Raw genomic sequence first — 22,285 nt, 5'->3', positions numbered from 1 at the left:
CACGGAATGACCGTCCCCACCGCTGTTGCTGGGACGGCCAGGCGCAAGGGGGCATGGGCCGCGCTGGTCTATCTCCTGCCGGCCCTGGTCGTGTTCGGCGTCTTCATCTTCTGGCCGCTGGTGAAGTCGATGCTCCTGTCAGTCCAGGGCACCGACATCCTGGGCAACCCCAGTGGCTACGTCGGTTTCGTCAACTACGGCACGCTCTTCACCGACCCGGAGTTCCTCACCGTCCTGTGGGTGACCTTCGCGTTCACGATCCTCACGGTGCTGCCGAGCATCGCGATCGCACTGTTCATCGCGCTGATCCTGCACGGGCGGATCCGCGGGGTGCGGTTCTTCCGCACCGCGTTCGCCCTGCCGTTCGCCTTCTCGGTTGCTACGGCCTCGGTCATCTTCGGGGTGCTGTTCAACCCAGCGTCCGGCGTCCTCAACGGCATCCTGTCGCACTTCGGGGTCGGCAAGGTGGCCTGGCTGACCAACCCCGACCTCGCACTGTGGTCGGTGTCCGGCGCGACCGTCTGGATGCAGATCGGCTACAACCTGCTGGTCATCTCGGCCGGTCTCGGGGCACTGCCCGACGACGTCCTCGAGGCCGCTCGGCTCGACGGGGCGTCCGGCTTCCGGCTGCAACGGTCGATCATCATGCCGCTGATCACGCCGCAGCTCTTCTTCCTGGTCGTCGTGGGCACCATCCACTCGCTGCAGAGCTTCGGCCAGATCAAGATCCTCACCGTCGGCGGCCCCGAGGGGCGCACCACGACCCTCGTCTACTCGATCTACGAGCAGGCCTTCGCCAACAACAACTCCAACTACGGGTACGCCTCGGCACAGGCCATGGTCCTGCTCCTCATCGTCCTGATCATCACGGCCCTGCAGTTCGGGGTCCTGGAACGGCGGGTGTTCTACCGGTGACCTCCACCCTCGACACGTCCACGTCGACCGAGCCGCAAGAGGCCTCGCCGCCACCCAAGCGACCCAGGCGGTCCCGTCGCAACCTGGGCAGCTACCTGATCCTCGGCGTGCTGTTCGTCATCGTGCTGTTCCCGGTCTACTACGGGCTGGTCGGCTCGCTCATGGGCGAGCGCGACACCAACAGCTTTCCGCCGGCGCTGTGGCCGGTCCACGGGCTGCACCCGGAGAACTACGGGGACGCGCTCGACATCATCCCGCTGGGCAACCAGTACCTCACCAGCGTGCTGCAGACCCTGGGGATCATGGTCGGCCAGCTCGTCACCAGCGTGCTCGCCGCCTACGCGTTCGTCTTCCTGCCGTTGCGCTGGCGCGGGTTCTGGTTCGCAGTGTTCCTGTCGACGATGATGATCCCGTTCGAGTCCATCATCATCCCGAACTACCTGCTCATCTCGACCTGGGGGCTCAAGGACACCATCGCCGGGCTCACCCTGCCGTTCCTCGCGACCGGCTTCGGCACGTTCCTGCTGCGCCAGTCCTTCCTGTCCTTCCCGACCGAGCTGCGCGACGCCGCCCGCGTCGACGGGGCGGGCCACTTCCGCTTCCTCTTCTCGATCCTCGTGCCGCTCAGCCGTCCGAGCCTGGCTGCTCTGGGGATCTGGTCGGCCTTGTCCGCCTGGAACATGTACTTCTGGCCGCTGCTCGCCACGGAGGACCCGAAGCACCAGACGATCCAGATCGGGATCAGCCAGCTGCAGTCCTCCGACGGGGACTCCCCCGGCATGGTCCTCGCCGGCGTGATGCTCGCCCTCTTCCCCACCCTCCTGCTCGTCATCTTCGGGCAGCGATTCATCGTCCGCGGGCTCACCGCGGGTGCCGTCAAGTAATGCGCAAAGGAGTGCACGACGTGATGAGATCTACCAGCACCACCCGCCGGAGCAGGATGAGGTATGCCGTGCCCGCGGGCATCGTGGCGGGCTCCCTCGTGCTCGCCGCCTGTGGCGGCGGCGGGGGCGCCTCGTCCTCCGACGGCGCGGCAGCCCCCTCGGCGGACGCGCTCAAGAGCGCCAAGGGGGTCACCACCGTGTCGTTCTGGCACGCCATGGACGGCAAGAACGCCGAGGTGCTCAACCAGCTGGTGAGTGACTTCAACGCCGCGCACAAGGGCAAGATCGAGGTGAAGTCGACCTACGCCGGCAAGTACGACGACGCGATCACCAAGTACAAGGCCGCGATCCAGAGCAAGTCGACGCCCGACGTGATCCAGGTCTACGACATCGGCACCCAGTTCATGATCGACGCCAAGCAGACCGTCCCCATGCAGTCGTTCATCGACCGCGACAAGGTCGACGTGTCGGACCTCCAGCCCAACATCGCGGGCTACTACAGCATCGACAAGAAGCTCAACTCGATGCCGTTCAACACCTCGATGCCGTTGCTGTACATCAACAAGACGATGTTCAAGAAGGCCGGTCTCGACCCGGACAAGCCCCCGACCACGCTCGCCGAGGTGCGCACCGCCGCGGAGAAGCTCTCGAAGAAGAACGGGGGCCCGGCGGACTACGGCTTCGGCGCCGCGATCTACGGCTGGCTCCTCGAGCAGTTCATGGCTACCAGCGGAGCCGAGTACTGCGACCAGGCAAACGGCCGCACGGGGCGCGCCGCGGGCGTCAACTTCGCCGAGGGCGTGAACCTGGAGGTCGTGCAGTGGTGGCAGAAGATGGTCAAGGACGGTCTCGCAGCCAACACCGGGCGTGACACCAAGGCCGCCCAGGCCGCCTTCAAGTCCGGCCAGCTCGCGATGAACCTTGAGTCCACCGGCCAGCTGAGCGGCTACAGCGACGCGGCCAAGCAGGGCGGCTGGGAGGTCGGCGCGGTGAACTACCCGCACGTGGCTGCCGGCCAGACGGGCGGCCCGATCATCGGCGGCGCCTCGCTCTGGGTGAACGGCGTCGGGCACAAGGACGCCAACAAGGAAGCGTCCTGGCAGTTCGTGAAGTACCTCGCCGAGCCCGCCACCCAGGCCAAGTGGCACACCGGCACCGGCTACTTCCCCAACTCCAAGGGTGCGCTCAACCAGCCCGTGGACGTGGCCTACCGCAAGGCAAACCCGTTGTTCGACGTCGCGGTAAAGCAGCTCGAGGGCACCGAGCTCAACACCGCGACCCAGGGCTGCCTGCTCGGTGTCATGCCCCAGGCCCGCAAGGCCTCGGAGGACGGTCTCGAGGCGGCGCTCAACGGCGCCGACCCCAAGGCGGCGATGACCAAGGCAGCCGATGCGGTGGCTGCCCAGATCAAGACCTACAACGCCTCCGTCAAGTAGTACCTAGCGGTCCCGCTGCGGCGGGCGCAGGGCCCACGCGGCCACTGCGCCCGCCGCAGCCACGTTGAGGGAGTCCACTCCCCCGGCCATCGGGATCGTCACCGTGAGGTCTGCGGCGTCCAGGGTGTGGTGCGACAGGCCATCCCCCTCCGTTCCGAGGACGAGGGCCAGCCGCCCGGGCGGGTTGGCGGCCAGCTCGTCGAGGCTCACCGCGTCGTCGGCCAGTGCGAGCGTCGCCACCGTGAACCCGATGCGCTGGAGGTCGGCGATGCCGCCCGGCCACGGGGCGATGCGGGTCCACGGCACCTGGAAGACCGTGCCCATGGAGACGCGGATCGACCTGCGGTACAACGGATCCGCGCAGCGTGGGGTGACCAGCACCGCGTCGACGCCGAGCGCCGCGGCCGACCGGAAGACCGCCCCGACGTTGGTGTGGTCGACGATGTCCTCGAGGACCAGGACCCGTCGCGCATCGGCGACGAGGGCATCCACGGTGGGCAGCACTGGTCGCTGCATCGAGGCCAGCGCACCCCGGTGCAGATGGAACCCGGTGAGCTGCTCGATGACGTCGTGCTCGCCGACGAAGACAGGGATCCCGTCGTCCTCGGCCGCGGCGACGAGGTCCGCGAGGTCGGTGACCCACCGCTGGGCCATGAGGTAGCTGCGGGGTCGGTGCCCGGCCTGCAGCGCCCGCCGGATGACCTTCTCCGACTCGGCGATGTAGAGCCCTCGCTCCGGCTCGGTCCGCCGTCGCAGCGCGACGTCGGTCAGCGAGACGTAGTCGGTCAGGCGGTCGTCGTCGGCACTGGTGATGGCGATGGGCACGCCGAGCAGCCTAGAACCACACCGCGCGCACGATGACGCTCACGCTGGCCACGACGCAGAAGGCGAGCACGGCCCGACGCAACCGGTCACGGTCCAGCCGGGCACGGGCCGGTGCCGCGGCGGCATACCCGAGGGCCATGAAGGGGATCCACACGATCCCGGCCACCAGGTGCTCGTGGGTGAACTCGCCCACCACCGACAGGCCGGTCACGGCCATCGCCGCGCCGACGAGGAAGAAGGCGGACAGCGTGGCTCGCAGCCGGGTGGGGCGCTCGTGCTGCAGCACCAGCGCGAAGAAGGGCCCGCCGATCGAGGCCGCGGTGCCCGAGAAGCCGGCGATCGCCCCGGCCACGACCGAGTTCGCCGGCGTGGCCCGCACCTCGAGCGCGGACACCGACGCCACAACCGTGAGCAGGATCAGCAGCCCCGTCACGACGGAGATGGCGCGCACCGACAGGACGGCGACCGCGACAACGCCCAGCGGCGTCACCAGCAGGCGGGCGACCAACGCCCACGACAGCGACCGCCAGGCGATGTCGCGAGGACCGTGCACGAGCTGGACGACGGGAAGCGAGAAGCTCGTGACCAGCAGCGCGCCCGGCATGAGCTCGGGTGCGAAGAGCACGAGGAACGGCGCCGCGACGACGGCCATCCCGAAGCCGATGGACGACTGCACGAAGGCGCCGGCGAAGAGGGCAAACCCGAGCAGCAGGACGGTGGTCCAGTCCATCAGCATCGGGCCATCAGCTGAACCAGACGATCTTGACGATGCCCACCACGCCGATGACCACGATCAGACCGCGGAGCACCGCAGGCGGCAGGCGGCGCCCGACCGTGGAACCCACCACGCCGCCGAGCAGCGAGCCGACAGCGATGAGGCCGACGACCGCCCAGTCGATCAGCTGGTGACCGAAGACCACGAAGACGACCGCAGCCACCGTGTTGACGACCAGGGCCAGGACGTTCTTGTAGCCGTTGAGTCGTTGCAGGGGTTCGGAGCTCAGCACGCTGAGCACACCCATGAGGATGACCCCCTGTGCGGCGCCGAAGTAGCCGCCGTAGATCCCCGCGACATACACGGCGACGAGCCGCAGGATGGTCGTCCGCCCGAAGCGGTGCACCGGGTGCACGTCGTCATCCCCGCGTCGGGCCGCGGCTCGGCGCTGCAGGGTGGGGCCGAACACCACCAGCAGCACCCCCACCGCGATGAGCACCGGGACGATGGCCGTGAACGCCGACGCCGGCAGCACCCGGAGCAGCACCGCACCCGTGATGCCGCCGGCCAGGGACATCGGGATCAGCCGCCGGATCGCCGGCCCGGCGCCGACGAGCTCGTGACGGTAGCCCCAGGAGCCGGTCACTCCGCCACCGACCAGCCCGATGTTGTTCGACATGTTGGCGGTGAGCGGTGAGTAGCCGAAGAACAGCAGCATCGGGAAGGTGATCAGGGTGCCCGACCCGACGACCGTGTTGATAGTCCCGGCCGCCAGCCCTGCGAGGAAGATTCCCAGGGCTTCGATGACGGACACCACGTCACCCTAGCGACGCCGGACGCCACCCCAGACACAGGTATGCCGCCCGCTCAGGCGAGCGGGCGGCATACCGGGTGGTGCGGTGCAGGTCAGGCGGACGGAGGCCTGGGCTCGTCGGTCTCCACCGGCGGGATCGGCTCGACCGCGGGAGGCGTCGGCGCCACCGGCGGTTCGAACTCGGGCACCGCGTCAGCCGGCGGGGGCATCTGCGGCTGGACCCGCTTGACCGGAGCAGCGTGCTCGGTAGCCTCCTGGCTCGCCCTGCCGGCCATCCCGCGGGCTTCGGCGAGGGCCTGCATCGGGTCCTCGAGCTGGGTCTCGTCGAAGGCGTCCTTGAGCGGGCCGGGGTCGACCCAGCCCTCGTCGTCGTCGGTCCCGCCGCTGAACGGGCCACCGCCCTCGCCGCGCCCGAGCATCCCGCCGATGCCCTTGAGGGCGTCGGTGAGCTCGCTCGGGATGATCCACATCTTGTTGGCGTCGCCACGGGCGATCTGCGGGAGCACCTGGAGGTACTGGTAGGCCAGCAGCTTCTGGGTGGGCTTGCCACGGTGGATCGCGTCGAAGACCTGCTGGATGGCGCGGGCCTGGCCCTGGGCCTCGAGGATGCGAGCCTGCGCCGAACCCTCGGCGCGCAGGATCTGGCTCTGCTTCTCACCCTCGGCAGTGAGGATCGCGGACTGCTTGGTGCCCTCGGCGTAGAGGATCTGGGCACGGCGCTCGCGCTCGGCCTTCATCTGCTTCTCCATCGACTCCTGGACGGAGTGCGGCGGGTCGATCGCCTTGAGCTCGACACGGTTGACGCGGATGCCCCACTTGCCGGTGGCCTCGTCGAGGACACCACGGAGCTGGGCGTTGATCTGGTCGCGGCTGGTCAGCGTCTGCTCGAGGTCGAGCGAGCCGATGACGTTGCGCAAGGTGGTCACCGTGAGCTGCTCGATGCCCTGGATGAAGTTGGCGATCTCGTAGACGGCCGACTTCGCGTCGATCACCGAGTAGTAGATGACCGTGTCGATGTTGACGACCAGGTTGTCCGAGGTGATCACCGGCTGCGGCGGGAACGAGACGACCTGCTCGCGGAGGTCGACGTTGGCCCGCACCTTGTCGACGAACGGCACCAGGAAGTGGATGCCGCCCTCGAGGGTGCGCGCGTAGCGGCCCAGCCGTTCGATGATCAGTGCTGTCTGCTGGGGCACGATGCGCACCGTGCGGAAGAGCACGATCAGCGCAAAGCCAACCAGGATCAGCAGGACGATGAAGCCTGCTCCAATGCCGTCCACGTCTACTCCGTTTTCTGACCCGCCGTGACGCCTGTGACGATCACGGTGGCCCCCTCGATTGCTACAACCCGTACCTCTTGGCCGGGCTGGCATGTGTCGCTCCCCTGCGGCGTGCGCGCGGACCAGGTCTCGCCGCCCACCTTGACGCGACCATCCGTCGCGGTGACCGCCTGGAGCACGCGGCCGCTCCGGCCGACGAGACCGGATGCGCCGATGCCGTGGCTGGCCTCGGCCACCATCAGCTTCTTGGTGATGATCGGGCGCACCAGGAGCAAGAGCAGTCCGGCGACGACGACCGCGATGATGACCTGACCGGGGAAGGCCACGCCGATCGCGGAGGCCCCGGCTCCGACGGCAGCGCCGCCGGCCAGCATCAGGAACACGAAGTCCACGGTGGCGGCCTCGATCGCCGCCAGGATCAGAGCCAACCCCAGCCACGCGAGCCACGGGTTCTCAGCGAACCAGTCCATGACGCCCCTCCCTCTCAGTGGTCAGGCAACTCTAGGACGAAGGAGCAGGCTCTGGCGTTCCCCCGCCGACCCGCAGCCGGGCGGTCCAGCGGTCCCCTCGACGCTCCAGCTCGAGCGGCATGCCGAACGTCGCCGACAGGTTGGCCTCGGTGAGCGTGATCTCCACCGGCCCCTGGGCGACGATGCGACCCTCGCGCAGCAGGAGCACGTCGGTGAAGTTGGGTGGGATCTCCTCGACGTGGTGGGTGACGAGGATCAGCGCCGGCGCCTCGACGTCACCGGCCAGGACGCCCAGGCGGCGGACGAGGTCCTCGCGGCCACCCAGGTCGAGCCCGGCGGCGGGTTCGTCGAGCAGCATCAGCTCGGGGTCGGTCATCAGGGCCCGGGCGATCTGGACCCGCTTGCGCTCTCCCTCGGACAACGTCCCGTAGGTGCGGTCGGCCAGGTGGTCGGCGCCCAGCGCCACGAGGAGCTCGGACGCGCGTGCGTGGTCGAACGTCTCGTAGCTCTCCCGCCAGCGGCCGACCACGCCGTAGGAGGCGGTGACGACGACGTTGTGGACGATCTCGTCGGAGGGGATCCGCTCGGCCAGGGCCGCGGAGGCCAGCCCGATGCGCGGCCGCAGCTCGAACACGTCGACCGCACCGAGCACCTCACCCAGCACCCCGGCCACGCCGCGGGTCGGGTGCATCCGTCCGGCGGCCAGCTGGAGCAGCGTGGTCTTGCCCGCGCCGTTGGGTCCGAGGATCACCCAGCGCTGGCCTTCCTCGACCTCCCAGGAGACGTCGTCGAGCAGGGTCGCCTGCCCCCGGACGACGCTCACTCCTGCGAACTCAAGGACGTCACTCATGGCACTGGACCCTATCTGCCGCGACCTCGCCCTTGGGCCCCGACGCGACGGCTTAGCATGACGGGATGCCCGAACTGCCTGCGTCCGTGCGGCTTTCGCTGTGGGCGACGCATGCCTGGGCAACCGGGTCGCCCCTGGAGAGCGCGATCGCCCGCGCGCTCCCCGACATCGACCACGTCGCCGGCGACCTCGACCGCCTCACGCTGTGGCACGACCTCGGCGAGCAGGCCCTGCTGGTTGCCCTCCCGGCTCCCGGTGACCTCGTCGGTATGCCGGGCGCCTCGGTCGATGCCCAGGGCGCCGCCGCCGAAGGTGGCGAGTGTGTCTTCGTGCCCGCCCTCGGAGGGCTGCTCGTCCCCACCATTTCGAGCTACGGCTCCGGCACCGACGGAGGGCTGGACGTCGGCACCCGGGTGGACTGGACGGCATACGACGCCGATCCGGTGCCGCGCCACCGGGTCGAGGCGCTCGAGGCCTCCCAGCTCGAGCGGCACCTGCGCGAGGAGATCCGCGCGGCCACCGAGGCGATCGACGAGATCGGCGGCCAGCCGTTCGGTGCCGGCGCGGCCCGCGAGCTGGCCGATGCAGCGCTCGGCGGCCGGTGGGGTCTGCCACCCGGGCTGCCCGCCCGAGCGGCCCGCGTCATCGCGCTGGCCGGCACCATCGACTCGGTGGTCGACGTCGCGCTGGGCGCCGGCGACGGAGCGCTGACCGCGGCCGAAGCAGCCTCGCGGCACCGGCACTTGTTGCGGCTGCAGCGGGCATCCGAGCGCGCGCTGGCCGACGCGACCAACGCGGCCTGCGCTGTCCTCGCGGGCTGGCGACCGGCCTGACCACTGGGTGAGGGCGCCGCGGGCAACTAAACTCGGACGACATGGCGGAGCCCGCAATCATCCTGGTGTCCGAGAACCACGCCGACATGCTGCTCGAGGAGTTCCAGAGCAGGTACCAACGCGACTACGACCTGCGCACCGCCGGGTCCTGCGCGGAGGCCGAGGCCATCGCCCGCGAGATCCGCGAACGTGGCGACCACGTGGCGCTCTTCGTCACGGACTCGCGGCTGCCGGACGTGGAGAGCGTCCACGTGGCGTTCCACCGCTGGCGCCTGGTGGTCGCCAACGCCCGTCGGGTCGTGGCGGCCCACTGGGAATACTTCCTCACTGATGCCCCTGCCCTGCGGGCCGGCATGGCCAAGGGCAAGTACGACGCCTACCTGCTCATGCCGCGTGGCAAGCGCGACGAGGAGTTCCACAACGCGATCACCGACCTTCTCTCTGAGTGGACGTCGACCGTCCCGCAGCCCGAGATCGTCGTCGCCAAGGTGATCTCGCCGACCCAGGACGCGCTCACGATGGCGATCCGCGACTTCCTCGACCGGATGGGGATGCAGAACCGGTTCTGGCACCCCGACGAGCCCGCGCTCCAGGACTACCTGGCGGGGATCCGCGAGCAGCTGGGGGTGGAGGCCCTGCGCTGGCCCGTGGTGGTCGCCGCGAACCGGACACCGATCCAGGCGACCAGCGTCCGCGACGTGGCGATCGCGATCAACGGCCGGCCGGCCAGCTTTGAGATCCCGGACGTCGTCGACCTCGCGGTCGTGGGCGGTGGCCCGGCGGGTCTCGCCGCTGCCGTGTACGGCGCGTCCGAAGGGCTGTCGGTGGTCGTGCTGGAGGCCGAGGCGATCGGCGGCCAGGCCGGCACCAGCTCGATGATCCGCAACTACCTCGGCTTCCCCCGCGGGATCTCCGGGATGCGGCTGGCGCAGCGCGCCCGCAACCAGGCGCTCCGCTTCGGGACCGAGTTCTTCACGGGGTGGGAGGTGACCGCCCTGGAAGTCGGCACGGACCAGACCCCTCACGTGCTGCGCACCGACGGCGGCGAGGTCCGGGCCAGGTCAGTCCTCATCTCCAGCGGCGTGGCCTACCGCAAGCTCGGGGTCCCCTCGATCGAGGCCCTGGTCGGCGCCGGTGTCAACTACGGCGCAGCCATGACCGCCGCCCGGGAGATGGAGGGCTACGACGTCGTCGTCGTCGGTGGTGGCAACTCAGCCGGCCAGGCAGCGCTGTACCTCGCGCGGTTCGCCCGGTCGGTGACGATCGTCGTCCGGCGGCCGGGTCTCGAGGAGACGATGTCGAAGTACCTCATCGACGAGATCAGCTACAACGAACGGATCGAGGTGCTGGCCTGCACGCAGGTGGTCGACGGCGGAGGTGAGGGCCAGCTCGAATGGCTCTCGCTCGAGGACACCCTCACCGGAGCGCGCAGGACCACCCCGGCCCGAGGGCTGTTCCTCCTGCTCGGGGCCGAGCCGCGGTGCGACTGGCTGCCACCCGAGCTGGCTCGCGACAAGCACCAGTTCGTCCTCACCGGGCGGGACGTGCCGCGCGACCAGTGGGTGGACGACGTGCCACCGGCGAACCTGGCCACGACGGTGCCCGGGATCTTCGCCGCCGGTGACATCCGCGCAGGATCGATGAAGCGGGTTGCCTCAGCCAGCGGCGAAGGAGCGTCCGTCGTCCCGCTCGTGCACGCGTACCTCGCCCCGGCGACCGAGGACGAGCTGGTCCCGGCCCCCGTCTCGTAGGAGCGGGTCACCCGCCCACGGTCTCGCCGACGGCTCAGCCCTTCAGCATCCGCTGGCGCAGCACTTCGAGATAGACCTGGTTGGTCCGCTCCCCGATGGTCGCCCACGAGAACGAGTCGACGGCCCGTTTGCGACCCGCCAGTCCCATCCGGTCCGCCCGGGCGGGGTCGCTGACCGCCTCGGTCAAAGCGCCAGCGAGGTCCGAGATGAACGTGTCCGCGTCCAGGGGTATGCCGCTGCCGTCCTGTTTCTGGTCGATCGGCACCAGCCAGCCGGTCTCGCCGTCGACGACGACCTCCGGGATGCCGCCGGTCGCGGTGGCCACGACAGGCAGATCGCACGCCATCGCCTCGAGGTTGACGATGCCAAGCGGTTCGTAGATCGAGGGGCACGCGAAAACCGTTGCCGCAGAGAGGAGTGCGACGACCTCCCCACGCGGGAGCATCTCGGGGATCCACACGACGCCCTTGCGGGTGGCCTTGAGGTCGTCCATCAGGGCGGTCACCTCGGCCATGATCTCCGGGGTGTCCGGGGCACCGGCGCACAGCACCAGCTGGACGTCCGGCGGCAGCAGGGCAGCCGCCTTGAGCAGGTAGGGCAGGCCCTTCTGCCGCGTGATCCGACCGACGAAGATGACCGACTTCCCCTCGGGGTCGACGCCGTGACGGCGCACGGTCTCGTCGTCACGGTGGCGCGCCCAGAGCTGGGAGTCGATGCCGTTGTGGACCACCTTGACCCGCTCGGGGTCGATCGAGGGATAGCTGCGCAGCACGTCCTGGCGCATGCCCTCACTGACGGCGATGACGGCGTCGGCCGCCTCATAGGCAGTCCGCTCCATGAACGACGAGACGCGGTAGCCGCCGCCGAGCTGCTCGGCCTTCCACGGGCGCATCGGCTCCAGGCTGTGCGCGCTCACGACGTGCGGCATCCCCCCGAGCAGCGAGGCGACGTGACCGCCGAAGTTCGCGTACCAGGTGTGCGAGTGGACTAGGTCGGCCCCGACGCAGTCACCGGCCATCGCCAGGTCGACCCCCATCGTCCGGACGGCCGCGTTCGCCGCACCCAGGTCCGGAAGGTCGGCATACCCGGTCGTGCCCTCTTCGGCCACCGGCTCGCCGAACGCACGCACCCGCGCGTCGATGTCGCCACGATCGCGCAGCGCGCGAACCAGCTCGGCCACGTGCACCCCCGCGCCACCGTAGATGTTGGGCGGGTACTCCTTGGTCAGGATGTCGACTCTCACCTTGGCGAGCGTAGCCGCGTCGGCTCGTTCGCGGACAGGGGTCGCCGCGAGGGCGCGGAGTGCCTAGGGTCGGACCATGCCGTATCGACGTGGGCTCACCAAGGTCCTTGCCATCGTCCTCGCCGGCGGAGAGGGCAAGCGACTCATGCCCCTCACCGCAGACCGGGCCAAACCCGCGGTGCCCTTCGGAGGCATCTACCGGTTGATCGACTTCGCGCTGAGCAACGTCGTCAACTCTGGCTACCTCAAGGTCGTCGTGCTGACGCAGTACAAGTCCCACAGCCTCGACCGCCACGTGACCAAGACCTGGCGGATGTCCACGATGCTCGGCAACTACGTCGCCCCGGTGCCGGCGCAGCAGCGTGTGGACAAGAACTGGTACCTCGGGTCGGCCAACGCGATCTTCCAGAGCCTCAACCTGATCACCGACGAGAAGCCCGACATCGTCGTGGTCGTCGGTGCCGACCACGTCTACCGCATGGACTTCTCGCAGATGGTCGCCCAGCACATCGAGACCGGCGCCGGCGTGACGGTGGCCGCCATCCGCCAGCCCATCTCGCTGGCCGACCAGTTCGGCGTGATCGAGGTCGACGACGACGACCGCCGCAAGATCTCGGCGTTCAAGGAGAAGCCGACGGACGCCAAGGGCCTGCCGGACTCTCCCGACGAGGTGCTGGCATCGATGGGCAACTACGTCTTCAACGCCGACGTCCTCGTCGACGCCGTGACCCGCGACAACGACCGCGAGGGCAGCAAGCACGACATGGGTGGCGACATCGTGCCCGACTTCGTCACCAACGGTGAGGGCTACGTCTACGACTTCAAGGACAACGTCATCCCGGGAGCCACCGAGCGCGACCAGGCCTACTGGCGGGACGTCGGCTCGATGGACTCCTACTGGGAGGCCCACATGGACCTGGTGTCGATCCACCCGGTCTTCAACCTCTACAACTACGACTGGCCCATCTACACCGACTACGGCCCGCTTGCGCCCGCGAAGCTGGTCCAGGGCGCGGCCGGCAAGTTCGGTGAGGCGCACAACTCCGCGGTCTCCCCCGGTGTCGTCATCTCCGGCGCCACGGTGACCAACTCGGTGCTGTCCCCGCGCTGCCACATCCACAGCGGCACCACGATCGACGACAGCGTGCTGCTCGACGGTGTCGAGGTCGGCCGTGGCTGCGTCATCAAGCGGGCCATCATCGACAAGGGCGTCGTCGTGCCCGAGAACACCACCATCGGGGTCGACCCCGCCAAGGACCGGGCACGCGGGTTCATGGTCACCGAGTCCGGGCTCACCGTCATCGCCAAGTTCCAGGAAGTCACCGCATGACGGACGCCAGCCGCCCCATCCGGATAGGTGTCCAGCTCCAGCCGCAGCACGCGGGGTATGCCGCGATCCGTCGCGCCGCTGCGGAGGCCGAGGAGATCGGCGTCGACGTCGTCTTCAACTGGGACCACTTCTACCCCTTGTACGGCGAGCCCCAGGGCGCGCACTTCGAGTGCTGGACGATGCTCGGCGCCTGGGCCGAGGCCACCGAGCGGGTCGAGATCGGTGCGCTGGTCACCTGCAACAGCTATCGCAACCCCCAGCTGCTCGCCGACATGGCCCGCACCGTGGACCACATCAGCGGCGGCCGGCTCATCCTCGGCATCGGCTCGGGCTGGTTCGAGAAGGACTACGACGAGTACGGGTACGAGTTCGGGTCGGCCGGCGGTCGGCTCAACAACCTCGCCCGTGACCTGCCGCTCATCAAGGAACGGTGGGCCGAGCTCAACCCGGCTCCGACCCGCGACATCCCCGTCCTCATCGGCGGTGGTGGCGAACGCAAGACGCTCAAGATCGTGGCCGAGCACGCGACCATCTGGCACGGCTTCGGCCGGGCCGAGACGATCGCCCACAAGCACGCCGTCCTCGACGAGTGGTGCGCCAAGGTCGGGCGTGACCCCGCGGAGATCGAGCGCTCGTCGGGCGTCTCACCCAAGCCGGGACGGCTGCCCGAGGACGTCGCCGACTACGCGGCGGGTGCCGAGGCCCTGTATGCCGTGGGCACGCGGCTGTTCACCGTCGGGATCGGTGGCCCCAGGTACGACCTCGGCCCGATCCGCGACCTGGTCGCATGGCGAGACTCGCGCGGGGACGGCTGATCGCCGTCGATAGTCTGGCGCGGTGCCCGACGTGACCGCGCAGACCCTGCTGGTGACCATCTCAGGTGAGGACCGGCCCGGCGTCACCAGCACCTTCTTCAACGCCATCGCCGATGTCGGGGCGGAGGTCCTCGACCTCGAGCAGGTGGTGGTCCGCGGCCACCTCACGCTCGCCATGCTGCTCTCTGCCGGGGACGCCGACCAACGGCTGCGCGGGGTCCTGAGCTCGGTCGGTCGCGACCTCGACCTCAAGGTCAAGATCAAGGTCGGCACCGGTGACAGCGCCCACCGACGAAGTGGCCGTGCCGCCGTGGTGGTGCTGGGTGCACCTCTGCGCGCGAGCGGGGTCGCGGCCATCACCGCGCGGATCGCCTCGCACGGCGCCAACATCGACCGCATCCGCCGGCTGTCGCGCTACCCGGTGACGACCGTCGAGTTCGACGTGTCCGGTGCGGACATCGACCGGCTCCGACGGGAGCTGGCCCTCGAGTCAAGCGTGCACGGCCTCGACATCGCCGTCGCGGCCGGTGGGCTGGCCCGGCGTGGCCGCCGGCTCGTCGTCATGGATGTCGACTCCACACTGATCCAGGACGAGGTCATCGAGCTGCTTGCCAGTCATGCCGGTCGCGAGGCCGAGGTCGCGGCGGTCACGGCCGCTGCCATGCGTGGCGAGCTCGACTTCGCCGACAGCCTGCGCGAACGGGTGGCCGCCCTGGAGGGACTGCCGGTCAGCGTGCTGGACGACGTCCGGGCCGCCGTGCAGTTCACCCCCGGTGCCCGCACCCTGGTCCGCACCCTCAAGCGACTCGGGTTCACGGTGGCCATCGTGTCGGGCGGATTCATCGAGATCGTCGAGGACCTCGCCCGCGAGCTGGGGATCGACCACGCCCACGCCAACCGGCTCGAGGTGCGCGACGGCATACTCACCGGGCGCCTGGTCGGGGACATCGTGGACCGGGCCGGCAAGGCGGAGGCGCTGCGCCGCTTTGCCGCCGAGGCCGGACTCCCCCTCTCGCGCACTGTCGCCATCGGCGACGGTGCCAACGACCTCGACATGCTGCAGACGGCCGGGCTGGGGGTGGCCTTCAACGCCAAGCCGGTGGTGCGCGAGCAGGCCGACACCGCCGTGAACGTGCCCTACCTCGATGCGGTGCTCTACCTGCTCGGGATCACCCGTGAGGAGATCGAGGAGGCGGACGAGGCGGACGGCACGCCGACCCCCGCTCCGCCGATCCCCACCCCCTGACTCCTAGGCTGACCCAATGGCAAGTACGCAGGGCCGCAAGGTTCGCAAAGTTCCCACGCTGTTCATCATCGGCGGAGCAGAGGACCGGGTGGGCAAGGCGACGGTGCTGCGCCGGTTCGTTCGCCTCGCTGGGGGCCGGCGGTCTCGGATCGTGCTGATCCCCACGGCGTCGTCCTTCGAGGACGAGGTGGTCGCGTCCTACCGCGACGTGTTCACCCGTCTGGGTGCGCCGGACATCGAGGTCGTGAGCCCGCCCAACCGGGTGTCCGCCCACGACGAGGAGCTGGTCGCCCTGCTCGACCAGGCGACCGGCATCTTCATGAGCGGCGGCAGCCAGCTCAAGCTGAGCCAGCGGTTCCCCGGCACCCCGCTCGGCGACGCCCTTGCCCGGGCCCACGACCGTGGCACCGTCATCGGCGGCACCTCGGCAGGCGCCTCGATCATGAGCCAGTTCATGATCTCGATGGGCGAGGAGGGCGTCACTCCCCGCCAGCGCTACGGCCAGCTGACCGCGGGGCTGGGCCTGATCGACGGCGTCATCATCGACCAGCACTTCGCCCAGCGGTCCCGCTACGGGCGGCTGATGGCCATGGTGGCCGCCTCGCCCAACCTGATCGGCGTGGGCATCGACGAGGACACCGCCATCGAGGTGCGTGACCGGCGCTTCTTCACCGTGCACGGCAGCGGAGTGGCGTTCGTCCTGGACTGCCGGGCCGCGGAGACCGACGCCCCGGACGCCCGGCGCGGTGCCCCCCTGATGGTGTCCGGCGCGGTGGTGCACTCACTCCCCGCAGGCGCTACCTTCGACCTCTCCGAGGTTCGCCTCGTCGACTTCGTCGAGAAGCACCCCGATGTCGCGGTGGCTCTCGCGACGGCCAAGGCCTGACCCACCGCCTCGCACTGCCCGACCCGCAAGGAGATCCCATGGCAGATCGCCCCACCCCCACCGGTCCCGCTGCACCCGAGCTTTCGATCGTCGAGTCAAGGGTCTACCGCGGCGGGAACATCTGGTCCTACAACCCGGCGATCCACCTCGTCGTGGACCTGGGAGTGCTCGAGGCCTATCCCACGGACACCCTCGAGGGTTTTACCGACCGACTCGTCGAGCTGCTTCCCAACCTCGAGAACCACACCTGCTCGCGCGGGGTGAAGGGTGGCTTCATCGAGCGGATGCGCGAGGGCACCTGGCTCGGTCACGTCGCCGAGCACGTCTCCCTGCAGCTCCAGCAGGAGGCCGGGCACGACCTGCGCCGTGGCAAGACCCGGGCGGTCAAGGGGCAGACCGGTCTCTACAACGTGATCTACGACTACAACGACGAGGCCGTCGGTCTGGCCGCCGGGAGCTTGGCCGTCCGGCTGGTCAACCACCTCGTGCAGACCGAGGAGGGCTTCGACTTCGCCGAGGAGCTCGACGTCTTCCTGCGTCGCGCCCAGCGGACGGCTTTCGGTCCGTCCACCGGGGCGATCCTCGAGGAAGCCATCTCCCGGGACATCCCCTACATCCGGCTCAACTCGGCCTCGTTCGTCCAGCTGGGCCAGGGCGTCCACGCCCAGCGGATCCGCGCCACGATGACCTCCAAGACCGGGGCCCTGGCCGTCGACATCGCCGGTGACAAGGACATGACCACGCGACTGCTCGGGTCCGCGGGGCTCCCTGTGCCCAAGCAGGAGATGGTCCGCACGGCGGACGGTGCGGTGGCGGCCGCCAAGCGGATCGGCTACCCCGTCGTCGTCAAGCCGCTGGACGGCAACCACGGCCGTGGGGTCTGCCTGGACCTGACCTCCGAGGCTGAGGTGCGCGCCAGCTTCGACATCGCCGAGGGTGAGTCCAAGCGCGGCTACGTCATCGTCGAGTCGCTCGTCACGGGGCGCGACTACCGCTGCCTCATCGTCGGCGGGAAGATGCAGGCGATCGCCGAGCGCGTCCCTGCCCACGTCATCGGTGACGGCAGCCACACGGTGGCCGAGCTCGTGGAGATCACCAACGCCGACCCGCGTCGAGGCGTCGGTCACGAGAAGGTGCTCACCCGGATCAAGGTCGACGATGCAGCGATCGGGCTGGTGCGGAACCAGGGCCTGGAGCTGGACGACGTGCCGCCCAAGGACCAGATGGTCAAGCTCGCCCTCACCGGCAACATGTCGACCGGTGGCATCTCCGTCGACCGCACCTTCGACGCACACCCCGACAACGTCGAGATCGCCGAGGAGGCCGCCCGGATGATCGGGCTGGACGTGGCGGGGATCGACTTCATCTGTCCCGATATCGCCTCCCCCGTCCGCGAGACCGGCGGCGCCATCTGCGAGGTCAACGCAGCCCCCGGTTTCCGGATGCACACCCACCCGACCGTCGGCGAGCCGCAGTTCATCGCCAAGCCGGTCGTCGACCTGCTCTTCCCGCCCGGCACCCCCTCGCGGGTCCCGATCGTGGCCGTCACCGGCACCAACGGCAAGACCACCACCTCGCGGATGATCGCCCACATCTTCAAGGGCATCGGGCACAAGGTCGGCATGACATCGACCGACGGCATCGTCATCGACGAGCGGCTCGTCTACAAGGCGGACGCCTCCGGACCCCGCTCCGCGCGGATGGTGCTGCAGAACCCGCGTGTCGACTTCGCGGTGATGGAGGTCGCCCGTGGCGGCATCCTGCGCGAGGGCCTCGGCTACGACCGCAACGACGTCGCGGTGGTGACCAACGTCGCGCCGGACCACTTGGGCATGAAGGGCATCGACACCCTCGCCCAGCTGGCCGACGTCAAGGCCGTGGTCGTGGAAGCGGTGCCCCGTAACGGTTTTGCGGTGCTGAACGCCGACGACGAGCTGGTCCGCAAGATGCGTCGCAAGTGCTCCGGCGGGATCGTGTGGTTCTCGTTGCAGCCCCCCGGCAGCAAGGTCCGCGAGTTCATCGAGGACTCCTGCCGTCGCGGAGGTCGGGCCGTCGTGCTCGACCACACCGAGCGTGGCGACATGATCGTCATCAAGCACGGTCGTCGCTCGATGCAGCTCGCCTGGACCCACCTGCTGCCGTCGACCTTCGGCGGCACGGCCAAGTTCAACGTCGCCAACGCCATGGCAGCGGCCGGTGCCGCGTTCGCTGCAGGCGCCGGGCTGCACGAGATCCGCCAGGGTCTGCGCACCTTCACCACGAGCTACTACCTCTCCCCCGGCCGGATGAACCTCGTCAACGTGCACAACGTGGACGTGTTCGTCGACTACTGCCACAACGCTCCCGGCATGCGCGTGCTCGGCGAGTTCGTCGAGAGCTACGCCACCCAGAAGGCCGGCCAGTCCGACCTCGGCAAGGTGTCGCGCATCGGCATGGTGTCGACTGCCGGCGACCGACGCGACGACGACATGCGTGAGCTGGGCGCCCTCGCGGCGCGCCACTTCGACGTCGTCGTGGTCCGTGAGGACGAGCGCAAGCGCGGTCGCCCGACCGGCGAGACTGCTGACCTCATCGCCGAGGGCGCCAAGGCCGAGATCGGCAAGGAGGGCGTGCGCTGCCGCCAGGTGGAGATCGTCCTCAACGAGGTCGATGCCGTGCGGCACTGCATGGCACGGGCCAACCCGGGCGACGTCGTGGTGCTCTGCGTCGACCAGCACGCCGAGGTGCTCGGCGAGCTCGAGCAGATGACCAAGCACGCCCAGGCCGGCGCCCACAACAAGGAGGGCATCGGCGACCCGGACCTCGACCCGGTCGAGATGCAGTCCGAGGCCCAGCAGGCCGGGGACGACGCTGCCGCCGCCGAGGCGTCGGAGGTCGAGCCCGCCACCACCTGACGGCGACTGGTCCGCCTCACGGCGACGCCTCAGCGCTCGCGCAGCTCCGCGGCATACGCCGAGAGGACCCGCTGGTAGGCAAGGGCGTCGTCGTCGCCGGCGTGGTGCAACAACACCTCGATGAGGTCGGCGACGGAGGACTCGGCGTGCCCGCTGTCGACCCCGGCCAGGGCACGGAAGGCCTCCACGGCCACGCTGCCGGGCCGTTCAGCGCTGAGCTCGGTGAGCAGTGAGTAGGCGAGCTCGGGCTGCCCGGCCACCCGCAGGCTCGACGCCAGCTGGATGCGGGCCCGGTGGCGCTGCGGCTCACGCAGCCCGGAGGCAAGCGACTCGCGGTAGAGCGGGATCGCGTCCTGCTCCTTGCCGGCCGCGTCGAGCGCACTCGCGTGCTCGAAGACCAGCCGCGGGTCGGAGGGGCGCTGGCTGCGCAGGCGGGCGACGGCGTCGATCCGCGCCTGGTCGTCGGCCAGCTCCCACAGCGTGGCGATCTGACCCTCGAACTCGTGCTCGCCGCGCGCCGCGACCACCTTGCTGCGAATGTCCTCGGCCGTGTCGGGCGTGGCTCCCTGCTCGGCCAGCCACGACGCCACCTGGGCGCGCTCGGCGTGGCACATCAGCGCCACGACATCGCCGTCGGCGGCCCCCGGCACCAGTGCCTGGAGGCCGCTGAGCTCGGTCTCGTAGGACTCGATGTCGGAGACTCCCGCGCGCGCCAGACCGGTGCGCAGGTGCGACTCGAGCTCCTCCATGGTGCGTCCGCGGAGGTAGTGCTCCTTGTGCGCCGCGACGATCCGGTCGGCGCGCAGCCCGGCGACCTCACCGATCGACTCCAAAAGGTCGTCGGTGCGGTCGCCCGCAAGGCCCAGTCCGAGGTGCACCTGGCCGCCGGGCACCTTGAGGCCGTGTGCGACGTCCATCAGGGCTTCCAGGCCGGCCTCGTTGTGGGCCAGGTCGACGATGACGGTGATGGCCGACCCGTCGCCACGCCGCAGCGTGTAGGTGTTCATCCGGCCGGGGTTGAGCTTGTCGTCGGGAGCAAAGCTGCGCAGCCCGGCAACCACGGCCTCACGGGGCAGGCCCAGCCCCAGGGCTGCCGCCGCTCCGGCGAGGGCATTGGCGATGTTGTGCTCCGAGAGCCCGGACAGGGTGGCCGGCACGTCAAGGATGCTGATCAGCCGGTCGGGGTCCTGGCCGTTCGCCAGGACCGTGATGGACCCGTCGAGCACGGTGATCGCGCGACCCCCGCTGTCGAGGGCCTCGCGGATGGCCGGAGCGTCCGAGCGCAGGGTGAACACCCACGGCTTGGCCTTGCTGCCGTTGCGCATCGCCCACACGCGGGGGTCCTCGCCGTTCAGCACCACCCAGCCACGGGGCCGGGTGGCCTTGGTGACGATCGCCTTGACCTCCGCGAGCTGGTCGACGGTGTCGATGCCCTGGAGGCCGAGGTGGTCGGCGGAGACGTTGGTGACGACGCTGACGTCGTTGACGCTCACGCCCATCCCCTTCAGCAGCATGCCGCCCCGAGCCGTCTCGAGGATGCCGAGCTCGACACCGGGGGCCGTGAGGACGCCGCGCGCACCAGCAGGACCCGAGTAGTCGCCCTCCTCGACGACCTCACCCTGCACGACGATGCCGTCCGTGGAGGACCACGCGGTCCGCAGTCCGGCGGTCATCCCGATGTGGCCGAGCAGCCGGGTGGTGGTGGTCTTGCCGTTGGTGCCGGTGATCGACGCCACCGGGATACGGGGCTTGAGGATCGAGGGGCGATCACCCGGTTCGGTCTGTCCGACGATGAGTCCCTCCTGCTCGATCACGTCGTCACCGTCGAGCCAGGCCTGCAGGACGGGACCCACGCCGTGGCCGAGGGCGCGCGCCCGGGTGCGGCGGCGCCATACGAAGGCCATCACGACACTCGCGGGGGCACTGCCCGGGCGGACCCGGACACCCAACCGGGTCGTCCCGCTGGCGGTGGCGAGCAGGCGCACGGCGCGCTCGACGAGTCGCATGACGAACCGCTGTCGCTGCTCGGTGCCGGGCGCACCCGGCCGGACGCTGCGCATCTCGATGCGCGACGCGAGGGCGACGAGGGTCTGCTCGTCGGCGGCGAGGTAACCCGGCAGCTCGAGGCTGACCTTGATCGCGGGCTTGGCGAAGTAGAGGTTGGGACCCTCGAGAACCCGCACCTCCGTCACCTCGACGGGGGGCGCAGAGGCAGGCACGGAGGCGGGCTCAGGCGTCATGCGGCGAGCCTAGTAGCGGCTGCCGCAACCGGCCGAACCGGCGGTCACTGCCCCATTGCGTGGACGCCGCCGTCGACGTGGACGATCTCGCCCGTGGTCGCCGGGAACCAGTCGGAGAGCAGCGCTGCGCAGGCCTGGGCGGCCGGGACCGCGTTGTTGACGTCCCAGCCGAGGGGGGCGCGGGTGTTCCAGGTCTCCTCGAAGGTCTGGAACCCGGGGATCGACTTGGCGGCGGTGGTGCGGATCGGGCCCGCGGCCACCAGGTTGCAGCGGATGCCCTTGGGGCCGAGGTCGCGGGCGAGGTATCGGTTGGTGGACTCGAAGGCCGCCTTGGCGACGCCCATCCAGTCGTAGACCGGCCAGGCGAACTTGGCGTCGAAGGTCAGGCCGACGACGCTGCCGCCGGCCGTCATGAGCGGAAGCGCAGCAACGGCAAGGGACTTCAGCGAGTAGGCCGAGGCGTGCATCGCGACCGAGACGTCCTCGAAGGTGCCCTCCATGAAGTTGAAGGCACCCTGGGGGGCGAAGCCGATGGAGTGCAGGACGCCGTCGAGGTGGTCGACGTGCTCGCCCAGTCGCTCGGCGAGGCTGCCGAGGTCCTCGGGGTTGGTCACGTCGAGCTCGATCACCGGCGGGGTGGTCGGCAGCCGTTTGGCGATCGTCTGGGTGATCTTGAAGGTGCGTCCGAACGACGTGAGCACCACCTCAGCACCCTGCTCCTGCGCGATCTTCGCGACGTGGAAGGCGATCGAGGAGTCCATCAGGACGCCGGTGATCAGGAGCTTCTTGCCCTCGAGCAGCATGTCTGGTGCCTTTCGTTGGGGAGTTGTTTCGGGGGTGGTTCGGGGAGTGGTGCGG

At 69.7% G+C, this 22,285-nt stretch carries 19 protein-coding genes; 10 read left to right on the top strand and 9 right to left on the bottom strand.

Going from position 1 to position 22,285, the window contains the following annotated elements; translation table 11 throughout:
* Nucleotides 1-6: 6 nt before the first annotated feature.
* The 3 genes from EAH86_RS05805 to EAH86_RS05795 are packed head-to-tail and all read left to right on the top strand — an operon-like array spanning nucleotide 7 to nucleotide 3,235.
* Nucleotides 7-915 (top strand): carbohydrate ABC transporter permease, encoded by a 909-nt coding sequence (locus EAH86_RS05805; protein WP_140737706.1) that lies wholly within the window; start codon nucleotides 7-9, stop codon nucleotides 913-915.
* On the top strand, nucleotides 912-1,799 hold the full coding sequence (locus EAH86_RS05800) for a carbohydrate ABC transporter permease (protein ID WP_241668223.1): 888 nt from the start codon (nucleotides 912-914) through the stop codon (nucleotides 1,797-1,799). Before EAH86_RS05805 ends, EAH86_RS05800 begins: the two co-directional genes overlap by 4 nt.
* Before the next feature lie 23 nt (nucleotides 1,800-1,822).
* Nucleotides 1,823-3,235 carry an ABC transporter substrate-binding protein gene (locus tag EAH86_RS05795; protein ID WP_241668222.1) on the top strand — a complete coding sequence of 471 codons (1,413 nt, stop codon included), beginning with the start codon at nucleotides 1,823-1,825 and terminating at the stop codon, nucleotides 3,233-3,235.
* Between the two features lie 3 nt (nucleotides 3,236-3,238).
* Here EAH86_RS05795 and EAH86_RS05790 read toward each other — a convergent pair whose 3' ends face one another.
* From EAH86_RS05790 to EAH86_RS05765, 6 genes are all read right to left on the bottom strand, one after another.
* Entirely contained in the window at nucleotides 3,239-4,060 is an 822-nt protein-coding gene (locus EAH86_RS05790) for a TrmH family RNA methyltransferase (RefSeq protein WP_140737705.1), read from the bottom strand.
* A 10-nt stretch (nucleotides 4,061-4,070) separates the two neighbouring features.
* Nucleotides 4,071-4,790, bottom strand: coding sequence for a TSUP family transporter (locus tag EAH86_RS05785; protein WP_161988576.1), 720 nt, complete (start codon nucleotides 4,788-4,790; stop codon nucleotides 4,071-4,073).
* 13 nt (nucleotides 4,791-4,803) lie between these two features.
* Nucleotides 4,804-5,589 carry a sulfite exporter TauE/SafE family protein gene (locus tag EAH86_RS05780; protein ID WP_140737703.1) on the bottom strand — a complete coding sequence of 262 codons (786 nt, stop codon included), beginning with the start codon at nucleotides 5,587-5,589 and terminating at the stop codon, nucleotides 4,804-4,806.
* 92 nt (nucleotides 5,590-5,681) lie between these two features.
* Nucleotides 5,682-6,860: an SPFH domain-containing protein gene (locus EAH86_RS05775; protein ID WP_241668275.1), complete on the bottom strand. Its 1,179-nt coding sequence runs from the start codon at nucleotides 6,858-6,860 to the stop codon at nucleotides 5,682-5,684.
* A gap of 11 nt (nucleotides 6,861-6,871) precedes the next feature.
* Nucleotides 6,872-7,339 carry an NfeD family protein gene (locus EAH86_RS05770; protein WP_140737701.1) on the bottom strand — a complete coding sequence of 156 codons (468 nt, stop codon included), beginning with the start codon at nucleotides 7,337-7,339 and terminating at the stop codon, nucleotides 6,872-6,874.
* A 31-nt stretch (nucleotides 7,340-7,370) separates the two neighbouring features.
* Nucleotides 7,371-8,189: an ABC transporter ATP-binding protein gene (locus EAH86_RS05765; RefSeq protein ID WP_140737700.1), complete on the bottom strand. Its 819-nt coding sequence runs from the start codon at nucleotides 8,187-8,189 to the stop codon at nucleotides 7,371-7,373.
* Between the two features lie 65 nt (nucleotides 8,190-8,254).
* On the opposite strand from EAH86_RS05765, the gene EAH86_RS05760 reads away from it, so the two are divergent.
* Nucleotides 8,255-9,022, top strand: coding sequence for a hypothetical protein (locus tag EAH86_RS05760; protein ID WP_140737699.1), 768 nt, complete (start codon nucleotides 8,255-8,257; stop codon nucleotides 9,020-9,022).
* Nucleotides 9,023-9,063: 41 nt separating this feature from the next.
* Nucleotides 9,064-10,773, top strand: a complete 1,710-nt coding sequence (locus tag EAH86_RS05755; protein WP_140737698.1) for an FAD-dependent oxidoreductase — start codon at nucleotides 9,064-9,066, stop codon at nucleotides 10,771-10,773.
* 34 nt (nucleotides 10,774-10,807) lie between these two features.
* Here the strand turns inward: EAH86_RS05755 and glgA are convergent, their stop codons facing one another.
* Entirely contained in the window at nucleotides 10,808-12,016 is a 1,209-nt protein-coding gene (gene glgA / locus EAH86_RS05750; protein ID WP_140737697.1) for a glycogen synthase, read from the bottom strand.
* 76 nt (nucleotides 12,017-12,092) lie between these two features.
* Here glgA and glgC point away from each other — a divergent pair, with 76 nt between their 5' ends.
* From glgC to cphA, 5 genes are read left to right on the top strand one after another with little or no spacing between them, the layout of a single operon-like run.
* A complete protein-coding gene (glgC, locus tag EAH86_RS05745) occupies nucleotides 12,093-13,346 on the top strand; it encodes a glucose-1-phosphate adenylyltransferase (RefSeq protein ID WP_140737696.1) in 1,254 nt (417 codons plus the stop codon).
* Nucleotides 13,343-14,161 (top strand): LLM class F420-dependent oxidoreductase, encoded by an 819-nt coding sequence (locus EAH86_RS05740; protein WP_140737695.1) that lies wholly within the window; start codon nucleotides 13,343-13,345, stop codon nucleotides 14,159-14,161. The genes glgC and EAH86_RS05740 overlap by 4 nt, the downstream gene beginning before the upstream one ends.
* Before the next feature lie 22 nt (nucleotides 14,162-14,183).
* Nucleotides 14,184-15,407: a phosphoserine phosphatase SerB gene (serB, locus tag EAH86_RS05735; RefSeq protein ID WP_140737694.1), complete on the top strand. Its 1,224-nt coding sequence runs from the start codon at nucleotides 14,184-14,186 to the stop codon at nucleotides 15,405-15,407.
* Nucleotides 15,408-15,423: 16 nt separating this feature from the next.
* Nucleotides 15,424-16,293, top strand: a complete 870-nt coding sequence (locus EAH86_RS05730) for a cyanophycinase (protein WP_140737693.1) — start codon at nucleotides 15,424-15,426, stop codon at nucleotides 16,291-16,293.
* A gap of 38 nt (nucleotides 16,294-16,331) precedes the next feature.
* Nucleotides 16,332-19,187, top strand: coding sequence for a cyanophycin synthetase (gene cphA / locus EAH86_RS05725; protein WP_140737692.1), 2,856 nt, complete (start codon nucleotides 16,332-16,334; stop codon nucleotides 19,185-19,187).
* Between the two features lie 29 nt (nucleotides 19,188-19,216).
* On the opposite strand, the gene EAH86_RS05720 is transcribed toward cphA, so the two are convergent.
* Both EAH86_RS05720 and fabI read right to left on the bottom strand, forming a co-directional pair.
* Nucleotides 19,217-21,427: a tetratricopeptide repeat protein gene (locus EAH86_RS05720; RefSeq protein ID WP_140737691.1), complete on the bottom strand. Its 2,211-nt coding sequence runs from the start codon at nucleotides 21,425-21,427 to the stop codon at nucleotides 19,217-19,219.
* Between the two features lie 44 nt (nucleotides 21,428-21,471).
* Nucleotides 21,472-22,230, bottom strand: coding sequence for an enoyl-ACP reductase FabI (fabI, locus tag EAH86_RS05715; protein ID WP_140737690.1), 759 nt, complete (start codon nucleotides 22,228-22,230; stop codon nucleotides 21,472-21,474).
* Nucleotides 22,231-22,285 lie beyond the last annotated feature (55 nt).

This window comes from Pedococcus bigeumensis, from assembly GCF_006438965.1.
Classification (GTDB): domain Bacteria; phylum Actinomycetota; class Actinomycetes; order Actinomycetales; family Dermatophilaceae; genus Pedococcus; species Pedococcus bigeumensis_A.
Note: the sequence above shows the minus strand (reverse complement) of the source record. Positions and strands in the feature narration are given on the sequence as shown.